Below are 10975 nucleotides of genomic sequence, written 5' to 3'. Positions count from 1 at the left end.
GGTCGGCATCATCTTCTCGGTCGCGATCGTGATGCTCGGTCTCTCGGCCGCGGTGATGGGCACCTGGGTCGAGCGGGTCGGCCCGCGCGCGGCGATGTTCACCGCGGCGTGCTTCTGGGGCACCGGCTTCCTGGTCGGCGCGCTCGGCATCGCGACATCGCAGCTGTGGCTCGTGTACCTCGGGTACGGGTTCATCGGCGGCATCGGGCTCGGCATCGGCTACATCTCGCCGGTGTCCACGCTGATCAAGTGGTTCCCGGACCGCCCGGGGCTCGCGACCGGCATGGCGATCATGGGCTTCGGCGGCGGCGCGCTGGTCGCCTCGCCGCTGTCCCGTCAGCTGATGTCGCTGTACGACAGCGGCTACGACCCGTCGAACGCCAAGTCGGTCCCGACCGGCAACGCGGTCGCGTTGCTGTTCCTCACGCTCGGCATCGTGTACTTCATCGTGATGATGTTCGGTGTCTTCACCGTGAAGGTGCCGGCGCCGGACTGGAAGCCGGCCGGCTTCGACCCGTCGAAGCTCAGGTCCAAGCCGCTCGTCACCACCTCGCACGTGTCCGCGGCGAACGCGATCAAAACGCCGCAGTTCTGGTTCCTGTGGGTGGTGCTGTTCTGCAACGTGACCGCCGGCATCGGCATCCTGGAGCAGGCCGGCCCGATGATCCAGGACTTCTTCCGCGAGGGCGATACGTCGTCGGTCGCCGCGACCGCCGCGACCGGTTTCGTCGGCCTGTTGTCCATCTTCAACATGGCCGGCCGCTTCGCCTGGTCGTCCACATCGGACTTCCTGGGCCGCAAGCCGACCTACATCATGTACCTCGGCGTCGGCATCGTCCTCTACCTCCTGCTCGCCATCGCCGGGCACAGCGCGACCGCGGTGTTCGTGCTGATCACCGGCGTCATCATCTCGTTCTACGGCGGCGGCTTCGCGACCGTGCCGGCGTACCTGCGTGACCTGTTCGGCACCTACCAGGTCGGCGCCATCCACGGTCGGCTGCTGACCGCCTGGTCCGCGGCCGGCGTCGCCGGTCCGCTCATCGTCAACGGGTTCCTCGACGCCCAGGGCAAGCCCGGTCAGCTCGTGTACACGGACTACCGGCCGGCACTGTTCACCATGGTCGGCGTCCTCGCGGTCGGCTTCGTGGCGAACCTGTTGATCCGCCCGGTGGCCGAGCGGTTCCACGAGTCGGCACACAGCGACGCGTTCGCCGAGGCGAGCGCGTCGACCCCAGCGGGCAGGAGGTAACGCGGAAATGACCGAGGAAGCTCCGGAGCAGACTGGTGGGCAGACGGCCCGCCTGGTGATCTCCTGGTTGATCGTCGGGATCCCGATCGTGTACGCGCTGTACCAGACGATCAAGTCCGTTCTTCCACTGTTCGGGGGTTGAGCAGCGCGACGACACCGGCCCGGAACCCGTCCGTGTCGAGGGTTCCGCCGCTCACGAGCGCCTGCAGCAGATAGCCGTCGAGCAACGCGGCCAGTGCGAAGCCCCGTTCCGGACCAGCGAACCGCGCGCAGATGCCGCGAAGCCCGTCGATCCACAGCTGCGCCGCCGGCCGGAGTTCTGGGGCGCGCGCCGCCGCGAGGAACGTCTCGTACTCGAGCAGGGCCTGCGCGCGGTCCTCGAGGCACCGACGCGCGAGGTCGACGAAGGTGGCGGGCAGGTCGGCGCTGACCGTCAGCTCCTCGGCCCACGCCTCCAGCCCGGCACGCGCGTACTCGGTCGCCTCCCGCAACGCGGCGGCGATCAGGTCGTCGAGCGTCGGGAAGTAGTACGTCGTCGAGCCGAGCGGCACACCCGCGAGCGCGGCGATCCGGCGATGCGTCACGTTGCCGACGCCGTCCTCCGCGATCGCCCGCACCGCGGCCGCGATGATCTGCTGCCGGCGCGCCTCCGGATCGCGCCGGGGAGTCAATGCGCACCGCCCAGGTTGAGCACCACCACGCCGCCGATGACCAGCAACACGCCGGCGACCTTCTGGAAGCTGATCGCCTCCTGGAAGAACAGCACACCGATGGTCACGATCGCGGCTGTACCCAGCCCGGACCACACCGCGTAGGCGAACCCGACCGGCAACTCGTGCCGGACCGCCCACGCCAGCGCGGCGAACGCGGCCGCGTACGAGCCGAGGCTGATCACCGTCGGCCACAGCCGAGTGAATCCCTCGGTCGCCTTGAGCAGGCTGGTTCCGAGCACCTCGAAGGCGATCGCGACCAGCAGGAGAACGTACGGCATCCTTCTACTCCTCGTGGATGTACATTTGTACTAGTACGAACGTACACCACGATAGGCTTAGTCAGGTGCGCACAGGAGACCGAATCGACCGAGTCCGGTTGTCGCTGGTGTATCTCCCCCTTCAGTCGCCGCCGAGCGACGCGAAGGCGCCTCCACTCACCGAGGTCGCGTTCCTCTTCGCCGAGATCGGCACCACGGACGGACACGCCGGCCTCGGCTTCAGCTACACGAAGCGCGCCGGCGGCCCGGCGCTCTACGCGTACGCCAAGGAGATCGTCCCGTCGTTACTGGGCGAAGACCCGAACGACATCGGCCGGGTATGGGAGAAGCTGGCCACCGCCGGTGCATCAGTAGGCCGCAGCGGCCTGGCCACACAGGCGATCGGCGCGGTGGACATCGGCCTGTGGGACCTCAAGGCGAAGCGCGCCAACCTCTCCCTGGCAAAGCTACTCGGCACGCACCGTGACGTGGTGTCCTGTTACCACACGTTGAGCGGATCTCCCTCTCTCTCGATAGCCGAACTGTCTGACAACGCCCGCAAAGAACTCGAACAAGGCGCCGGCGGCATCAAGGTCGAGATAGGACATCCAGAACCGACCCAGTACCTGACCCAGCTCCGCGACCGACTGGGCAGAGCCGTGCCACTGATGGCCAACGCCAATCAGCAGTGGGACCGCACCACCGCGCTACGCATCGGCCGCGCACTGGAGCCACTAGGCCTGACGTGGCTGGAGGCACCATTGGACAGCTACGACACCAACGGCCTCGCAGCACTGGCGACCACCCTGGACACCCCAATAGCCGCGGGCGAACCATTCACCGACGTCAACGAACACTGGCAGCTCATCCACGCCGCCGCGGCCAACTACCTGCAACCGGACGCGCCCAGGGTCGGCGGCATCACGCCGTTCCTGCGAATCGCCGCCCTGGCCAACCACAACCGACTGGCCATAGCACCACATTTCGCAGCGGAACTGCATGTCCACCTAGCCGCCGCCTACCCCGGCACAGCATGGATCGAACACGTCACCTGGCTCGAGCCCCTCTTCAACGAACGGCTCGAACTCAAGGAAGGCGCCGTCCTGGTTCCCGACCGCCCCGGCATAGGCCTGACCCTCAGCGAACGCTCCCGCGTGTGGACCACCGACCGCATAGAGTTCGCCGAGTCCGTCTAACTTCGCCAGCTCGGACTAACCACAAATTCCTTCCCCTGCAGAACCTCCTTGAGAATGATCGTCCTATCGAGACTCCTGCGGAGACAACGTCACCGCAGCCACCGTCAGCCGAAATCGCAGGGTGCACGTCGACTGCCGCCTCCCGTAATGCGAGCGGCGCCACCTTCTCGTCGTGCGGGCCGCGTCAACCACCCCGTGACGCGGCCAGCGTCGGCACCCACGACGCGAGCAGCGCCAACCACCCGTAGCGCAGACAGCGTCGGCCACCTATGACGCGAGCAGCGTCAACCAACCGTGATGCGGGCAGCGTCAGCCGCCTGCCTCCCATAACGCGGGCAGCGTCATTCAGCCACCCGTGATCAGGGCAGTGTCAGCCAGCTGCCTCCCGTAGCGCGGGCAGGATGCGGTCCCTCGCCGCGGCGAAGAACTCGTCCTGGTGGTCGCCACCGATCTGCACCAGTGCCACGTGCGTGAAGCCCGCTTCCCAGAAGGGTTTCACGGCCGACACGATCGCGTCCGGGTCGTTCCCGCACGGGATGCTTTCCGCCACATCGTCCTTCGTGACGAACTGAGTCGCCGCCGCGAAGCCGGCCGGACCTGGCAGCTCGGCGTTGACCTTCCACCCGCCCGCAAACCAGCGGAACTGCTCGTGTGCACGCGTGATCGCCGCATCGCGATCACCGTCCCAGGACACCGGGAGCTGACCGATCTTGGGCGCGTCCCGCCGTCCGACGCGATCCCACTCGTCGCACAACTCCGCCTCTGGCTCGACGGCGATCATCGCGTCGGCGTGTGGCGCGAACCGCTGCACCGACTGGCTTCCCGACACCGCGACGCCGATAGGCACGCGAATGTCCGGCAGGTCCCACAACTTCGCAGAGTCCACGCGGAAGTGATCGCCCGCGTAGTTGACATGGCCGCCGTCGAAGAGCGCGGAGATGATCTGCACCGCCTCGACCAACATCTCGTGCCGCACGTTCACCGGAGGCCAGCCACGACCGACGACGTGTTCGTTCAGGTTCTCCCCGGCGCCCAGCCCGAGCGTGAAACGGTTGCCAGACAGCAACTGCACGGTCGCCGCCTGCTGTGCGACCACAGTTGGGTGGTACCGCATGATCGGACACGTCACATAGGTCATCAGGTCAACGCGTTCGGTCACCTGAGTCACCGCGCCGAGCGTAGCCCACGCGTTCGGTGCGTGTCCCTGTTCCGCGACCCACGGGGAGTAGTGGTCGCTCATCACCTCGAAGTCGAAGCCAGCCCGCTCCGCCTCCGCAGCATACCGTACCAGCTCTCGCGGGCCGGACTGCTCGGTCATCAGCGTGTACCCGAAGGCGACCATCAGACGTGCACGCCTTCCGCGACCTCTTCCACCATCTTGGCACAGAACGCGTCCAGGTCGTCGGGCTTGCGGCTCGACACGAGACCGTTGTCCGTGACGACCTCCTCGTCCACCCAGTTCGCGCCCGCGTTGCGGAGGTCCGTCCGCAAGCTCGGCCACGAGGTCATCGTCTTGCCCCGCACCACGTCCGCCTCGATCAGCACCCAACCGCCGTGGCAGATCACGGCGATCGGCTTGTGCGCGTCGGCGAAGCCCCGGACGAACCGCGCGGCGCGCTCGTCGGCACGCACGAAGTCCCCGTTCGCCACACCGCCGGGCAGGACCAACGCGTCGTAGGAGTTCGCGTCGGCGTCCTCGACCGCGACGTCGACTAGCTTCTTGTCGCCCTTGTCCAGGTGGTTGAACGCCTGGATCTCGCCGGACTCCAGCGATACGAGCTCGGGCCGACCACCGGCGTCGACGACCGCCTGCCACGGCCGGTCGAGCTCGACCTGTTCCACGCCGTCGGCGGCCAGGAAAGCAACCCTCTTGCCATCAATCGCGGGCACGACACCTCACCCTTTCGATACGTCTCACTACTGATCGGCGACTACCCGTCTTGCTCGCCGACAAACCGCGTTCACCCCCTCGGGGCGTCTTCGACACCTTCGTGTCAGGCTCGCTCAGACGTTCGAAAGCCCGTGTATCGTGGCCCGCATGGAAGCACTCCAGGCCTCACTTCTCGACGACCTCGACGATGTCGGGTTGCGTTCGCTCAGCCCGATTCGCCGCACACAACTCACGGCCGGCGCTTGGGTGGACGTACGCCCCGGCTGGCTGACGGGCGCCGGCACGCTGTTCGAGCGCCTCGCGAGCGGTGTGCCGTGGCGTGCCGAGCGACGGCAGATGTACGACCGCCGCGTGGACGTGCCGAGGTTGCTGTGCTTCTACGACGAGCACCAACCGCTCCCGGACCCGGTACTGGAAGATGCCAGGGACGCTCTCAGCGCGCACTACGCGACGGAGCTTGGCGAGCCGTTCCGCACCGCCGGTCTCTGCTACTACCGCGACGGCAAGGACAGCGTGGCGTGGCACGGAGACCGGATCGGTCGCGGTAGCACCGAGGACACGATGGTCGCGATCGTCTCCGTCGGCGCGCCGCGAGCCCTGTTACTCCGGCCGCGGGGAGGCGGCCAAACCCTCCGCTACGCACTGGGCCTCGGCGACCTGATCGTCATGGGTGGCTCGTGCCAGCGCACCTGGGAACACGCGGTACCGAAGACGGCCAAGCCGGTCGGACCGCGGATCAGCATCCAGTTCCGACCCCGCGGCGTCCGCTGAACCACGAAATCCACAAAACAGAAGGGACATTGACTCGACGATCCAGCAACCCGTACCGATCGCCTCCCGACCTCCACCCGCCAGCACACCGTCACCTGCCAGCCACACCGCCGCCCGGACGTTCAACCATCTCACGGAAGGAGATCCTCAAAGGACGATACGAAAGGCATGCCGCGCCACCTCTCGATCGACCGCTCAGCCTCGGAGACTCCCAGCCCGACTCCGCCTGCAGCCCGCTACTCACAGCCTCATCAGGAGAGGAGGACTCAACTTCGAACGTTTCCTGTCAATCCACTACGACAACGCGAAGGCGCCGTACACCAGATGGACAACGAGGTCGTACATCAGGATCGTGCCAACCCGACACGTCAGCTCGAGGACGACGATACCCAGCCACGCGGCGCGGAACGTGGTTCCGGCACCCGTCTGCCGGAACCACGGCGCGCCACCCGCGGCAGCTCAGGTGTCGGTGCGGTTCACGAGCGGGTCGCCGTAGAAACCACGCAGATCGGCGACCAGCACGTCCGGCGCCTGGTGCGCCGCGTAGTGACCGCTGGTGGCGCACTCATACCAGGACACCACGTTCTTGTGGTCACGGTCGACGAACCGGCGAAACGACCTGACGGCGGCGGCAAAGAAGGCGAGGCCGGTCGGAACGGTGGTCGGCTCGGTCGCCGCGTCCGTGTGGGCGTTCTCGTAGTAGAACCGCGCCGATGAGGTCGAGGTGCCGGTGAACCAGTAGACCGCGAAGTTCGTCAACGCGAACTCGACCGCGACCGCGTCGCCGAACAGCTGACCGTTCCACCCGGTCAGTCCGGCGGTGAGTCGGGTCGACGCGTGAGCCAAAGGGAGGGCTGCGAAGGGAGGACTGGGTCAGGAGTGGCTCGGCCAGGTGCGGGAGCGACGCGGACGCAGCCAGAAGCGGACCCGAGTCAGGAGCGGGCTCGGCCAGAAGCGGGCTCGGTCCGGGGGAGGCCCGGCCAGGGAGCAAGCGCGAGGTCAGGAAGCTCGGTCAGGAGTGAGTCGTCACGTGCGAGAGGAGTTGCGAACGAGAGGAGTTAGGAACGGACCAGGCGGGCGATGGCCTCGCTGGCTTCGCGGACCTTTTCGTCGGCGTCTTTGCCGCCGTCGACCAGGGCTTGGGCTACGCAGTGTTTGAGGTGTTCGTCCATCAGGCCTAGTGATACTGCCTGGAGCGCCTTGGTGGCCGCCGAGATCTGTGTCAGTACGTCGATGCAGTACTCGTCGTTCTCCACCATTCGCTGTAGGCCGCGGATCTGGCCCTCGATGCGGCGCAGACGCTTCAGGAAGCCGTCCTTGTCGCTGGTGTAGCCGCGCATCGATGTGCCCTTTCCACTTGCCCGCACCTTCGACGACCAGTATACCCGCAGGGGGTACCTGGCGTCAGGTGTACGCCTAGTGGCCCAAAACCCTTGCCTTGGGCCGGGGAGCAACGACTAGCGTGAATGCGTGTTCACTACGCGTCCCGAACTGGCCGGCACCTTCGGCATGGTCGCCTCCACCCACTGGCTTGCCTCCTCGTCCGGTATGGCGATCCTCGAGCGTGGCGGTAACGCCTTTGACGCGGCCGCTGCCGCGGCGTTCACGCTGCACGTGTGCGAGCCGCACATGAACGGGCCTGGCGGGGAGGTGCCGGCGATCTTCGTGGCGGGTGACAACCCTGTCCCGATGGTCCTGTGTGGACAGGGAGTCGCGCCGGCGGGTGCTACCGCCGCGTATTTTCGGAGCCTTGGGCTCGATATCGTCCCGGGTACCGGGCTGCTTGCCGCCACCGTTCCCGGTGCGGTCGGGGCCTGGCTGACGCTGGTCCGCGATCACGGCACGATGCGGTTGCGGGACATCCTCGACTACGCCATCGGGTACGCCGAGCGTGGACATCCGGTGGCGCCCGCGGTGGTGGACACCATCACCGCCGTGGGCGAGTTGTTCCGTTTGTACTGGCCCACGTCCGCTCGGCTCTGGCTGCCCGCGCCGGGCCCCGGCGAACTCATCCGCAATCCCGCGCTCGCCGCCACCTACCGGCGGCTGGTCGCGGAGGGTGAGGCCGCGGGGGCGGATCGGGATGCGCAGTTCGACGCGGCGCTGCATGCCTGGTACGAGGGGTTTGTCGCGGAGGCGATCGACGAATTCTGTCGGACCGAGATCCTGGACGACTCCGGCCGTACGCACACCGGGCTGCTCACCGGTGCCGATCTGGCGGCCTGGCGGCCGACCTACGAGCCGACGGTCAGTCTCGACGTCTTCGGCTGGCAGGTGCACAAGGTCGGCGCGTGGAGTCAGGGGCCCGCCCTGCTGCAGCAGCTCGCCATGCTCGAGGCGCTCGGTGACCCGGCGGCACCGGTCAGCGCAGCGGAGGTGCACCGCGTCGTGGAGGTCACCAAGCTGGTCTTCGCCGACCGGGACGCCAACTACGGCGACGGAGCGGATCTCACGCCGTTGCTCGACCCCGCCTACGCCGCGGAGCGGGCGAAGCTGGTTGGTGACGAAGCGGGAGCCGCCCTGCGGAACGGGCTCGGGCGCCTGCCGAGCTACGTCCTGGAGGGTGGGACCGCGCCGGCCGGGTTCGGCATCGGGGAGCCCACGCTCGGGGGCAGCAGCGGACCTGGCCTCGACACCGGTCCGGAAGCTGGGCCGGCGTTCCGGCACGGCGAACCCGGCAGGCTGCTGGGCGGCGGGAAACTCCCCCGGTTCGAACCGCCCGGCTACCGGCGCGAGGAGGAAGCCGCGGGTCGCTACCAGCGGCACGGAGAGCCGTTCGTCAACCGGTGGGGGACGACGCGTGGCGACACCTGCCACATCGACGTCGCCGATCGCTGGGGCAACGTCATCTCGGCCACGCCGTCCGGCGGGTGGTTGCAGAGCTCACCCACGATCGAGGGCCTCGGGTTCTGTCTCGGCACGCGGGGGCAGATGTTCTGGCTCGACGACGGCCTGCCCAACACCATCGCGCCCGGTAAGCGGCCCCGCACCACCCTGTCCCCCTCCTTCGCCACGCGGGACGGCGTCCACCTGTCCTTCGGCACGCCCGGCGGCGACCAGCCGGACCAGTGGCAGCTCGTCTTCTTCCTCAACCACGCCGTCCACGGCATGAACCTGCAGGAGGCCATCGACTCCCCCACCTGGCACACCACGGCGTTCGCGTCCTCGTTCTACCCGCGGCAGACCGGCACGCAGCTGGTCATCGAGGAGCGGGTCGGCGGGATCGTCGACGAGCTCAGGCGGCTCGGGCACGACGTGGAGGTCACCGACGGCTGGTCACTCGGGCGGATGTCCGCCGTCTCGCGCGACCTGGAGACCGGGCTGCTCCGGGCCGGCGCCAACGCGCGTGGACAGCAGGGGTACGCCGTCGGTCGCTAGCCCAGGTATTCCGCACACGGGCCGCTGACCTGCGGCGATGATCGGGACGCTGCTCCGGCTCAAGCTCGTGACCAGCCAAAACTCGATCACGTGCGGAAACGGGGCTAGCGGTGCGGGACCCGTCCACGCGGCGGGGCACGTCGAGCGGGTTGCCGCCGCGATGTCGCCGCCGGCCACGCTGGACACGGACGGGAAGTCCGACGCCGCGAACTCCGCGACCGGGCCGGCTGGCACGAGCGGCCGCCGCAGTCAGCACGCCCGTTCCTCGGTCGGCGCCTCGTGGACGCCCCCGTGGACGCCTCGGGCTGGCGGGCTGGTGGGGCTCGCAGGGCCTCCGAAGCCTCACCACACCTCGCCCAGCAGCCGCAACCCGTCCTCGATCCGGTTCGGGACCACGCCGCCGTAGCCGATCGCCAGCCCCGGCCGGCCGGGGCCGAACCCGTGGTACCCGGCCATGTCCTCGACCCTCACCCCGGCGGCCGCCGCCCGCTCGACGAGCGCCGGCACGTCCACGTCACCGCGTGGCCACACCGCCAGGTGCAGGCCCGCCGTCGACGGCACGATCTCCAGCAGGTCGGCGAAGTCGCGGCGCAGCACCGTCAGGATCGCCGCGCGTCTGGTCGCGTACTCGCGGGTGGAGCGCCGCACGTGGCGCACGAACAGGCCCTCGGCCATGAACCGGGCCATCGCGCCCTGGGTGGTCAGGTCGGTCTGCCGGTCCGACAGGCGTTTCGCGGCCAGGAGCGCGGGCATCAGCGACGGCGGCGCGACCAGGAACCCCAGGCGCAGCATCGGCAGCATGGTCTTCGAGAACGAGCCGACGTACAGGACGCGGTCGCCGCGGTCGAGGCTGTGCAGCGACTCCAGCGGCCGGTCGGCGAAGCGGAACTCGCTGTCGTAGTCGTCCTCGACCACCACCGCGTCCGACCGGCGCGCCCAATCCAGCAGGGCGGTGCGACGGGCCAGTGACATCGGCGGGCCGAGGGGGAACTGGTGCGACGGCGTCGTGTACACGAGCCGCGTGCCGGCCGGGATCGCGGACACGTCGACACCGTCCGCGTCGACCGGCACGCCGGCCAGCCGGGCACCGAACGACGTGAACAGCTCCCGCGCGGGCGGGTAGCCGGGCTCCTCCACGGCGACGCGGTTGCCCGGCTCGACGAGCACCCGCGCGACGAGGTCCAGCGCCTGCTGGGCACCGCTCGTGACCAGTACCTGCGCCGGGGGCACGCGCACGGCGCGGGACAGCCCGATGTGCCGTGCGATCTCCGCACGCAGGGCCGGATGTCCGGCCGGGTCGCCGTAGTTGGCCGCGGCCGGGTCCAGGTCCCGCAGCTGGCGGGCGACCTGCCGCCGCCACGCCTCGATCGGGAACCGCCGCGTGTCCGGGACGCCGACACTGAAGTCGTACGGCGGCGGCGCCGGCGTACCGGTGTCGGCGGTGACCAGTTCCCGCCAGACCGGGCGCGGCGACACGACACCGGCGCCGGCAGCTGGCACGGTGGCCGGCGCGGGCGGGT

12 protein-coding genes are annotated in these 10975 nt (G+C 68.8%); 5 read left to right on the top strand and 7 right to left on the bottom strand.

The window, feature by feature from the left end; genetic code table 11:
* Nucleotides 1–1249 (top strand): OFA family MFS transporter (locus tag ACJ73U_RS00815; protein WP_407775523.1); only part of this gene is annotated, 1249 nt, incomplete at its 5' end.
* A 7-nt stretch (nucleotides 1250–1256) separates the two neighbouring features.
* Nucleotides 1257–1391, top strand: coding sequence for a hypothetical protein (locus ACJ73U_RS00810; RefSeq protein WP_407775522.1), 135 nt, complete (start codon nucleotides 1257–1259; stop codon nucleotides 1389–1391).
* Here ACJ73U_RS00810 and ACJ73U_RS00805 read toward each other — a convergent pair.
* A complete protein-coding gene (locus tag ACJ73U_RS00805) occupies nucleotides 1360–1920 on the bottom strand; it encodes a TetR/AcrR family transcriptional regulator (protein WP_407775521.1) in 561 nt (186 codons plus the stop codon). The genes ACJ73U_RS00810 and ACJ73U_RS00805 overlap by 32 nt on opposite strands.
* A complete protein-coding gene (locus ACJ73U_RS00800) occupies nucleotides 1917–2240 on the bottom strand; it encodes a DMT family transporter (protein WP_407775520.1) in 324 nt (107 codons plus the stop codon). Before ACJ73U_RS00800 ends, ACJ73U_RS00805 begins: the two co-directional genes overlap by 4 nt.
* A 17-nt stretch (nucleotides 2241–2257) precedes the next feature.
* On the opposite strand from ACJ73U_RS00800, the gene ACJ73U_RS00795 reads away from it, so the two are divergent.
* Nucleotides 2258–3415, top strand: a complete 1158-nt coding sequence (locus ACJ73U_RS00795; protein WP_407775519.1) for an L-talarate/galactarate dehydratase — start codon at nucleotides 2258–2260, stop codon at nucleotides 3413–3415.
* Nucleotides 3416–3785: 370 nt separating this feature from the next.
* On the opposite strand, the gene ACJ73U_RS00790 is transcribed toward ACJ73U_RS00795, so the two are convergent.
* Nucleotides 3786–4757, bottom strand: coding sequence for a TIGR03557 family F420-dependent LLM class oxidoreductase (locus ACJ73U_RS00790; RefSeq protein ID WP_407775518.1), 972 nt, complete (start codon nucleotides 4755–4757; stop codon nucleotides 3786–3788).
* Nucleotides 4757–5305: a type 1 glutamine amidotransferase domain-containing protein gene (locus ACJ73U_RS00785; protein WP_407775517.1), complete on the bottom strand. Its 549-nt coding sequence runs from the start codon at nucleotides 5303–5305 to the stop codon at nucleotides 4757–4759. The genes ACJ73U_RS00790 and ACJ73U_RS00785 overlap by 1 nt, the downstream gene beginning before the upstream one ends.
* A 148-nt stretch (nucleotides 5306–5453) precedes the next feature.
* Here ACJ73U_RS00785 and ACJ73U_RS00780 point away from each other — a divergent pair, with 148 nt between their 5' ends.
* Nucleotides 5454–6077, top strand: a complete 624-nt coding sequence (locus ACJ73U_RS00780; RefSeq protein WP_407775516.1) for an alpha-ketoglutarate-dependent dioxygenase AlkB — start codon at nucleotides 5454–5456, stop codon at nucleotides 6075–6077.
* Between the two features lie 459 nt (nucleotides 6078–6536).
* Here ACJ73U_RS00780 and ACJ73U_RS00775 read toward each other — a convergent pair whose 3' ends face one another.
* On the bottom strand, nucleotides 6537–6923 hold the full coding sequence (locus tag ACJ73U_RS00775) for a hypothetical protein (protein ID WP_407775515.1): 387 nt from the start codon (nucleotides 6921–6923) through the stop codon (nucleotides 6537–6539).
* 212 nt (nucleotides 6924–7135) lie between these two features.
* Nucleotides 7136–7417: a metal-sensitive transcriptional regulator gene (locus ACJ73U_RS00770; protein ID WP_407775514.1), complete on the bottom strand. Its 282-nt coding sequence runs from the start codon at nucleotides 7415–7417 to the stop codon at nucleotides 7136–7138.
* 130 nt (nucleotides 7418–7547) lie between these two features.
* Between ACJ73U_RS00770 and ACJ73U_RS00765 the strand changes: the two genes are divergently transcribed.
* Nucleotides 7548–9455 carry a gamma-glutamyltransferase family protein gene (locus tag ACJ73U_RS00765; RefSeq protein WP_407775513.1) on the top strand — a complete coding sequence of 636 codons (1908 nt, stop codon included), beginning with the start codon at nucleotides 7548–7550 and terminating at the stop codon, nucleotides 9453–9455.
* Between the two features lie 342 nt (nucleotides 9456–9797).
* Here ACJ73U_RS00765 and ACJ73U_RS00760 read toward each other — a convergent pair.
* Nucleotides 9798–10975 (bottom strand): PLP-dependent aminotransferase family protein (locus ACJ73U_RS00760; RefSeq protein WP_407775512.1); only part of this gene is annotated, 1178 nt, incomplete at its 5' end.

Origin of the sequence: Actinophytocola sp. (assembly GCF_045807065.1) — a bacterium.
Lineage (GTDB): Bacteria > Actinomycetota > Actinomycetes > Mycobacteriales > Pseudonocardiaceae > Actinophytocola.
This window is presented reverse-complemented; position numbering and strand designations above follow the sequence as displayed.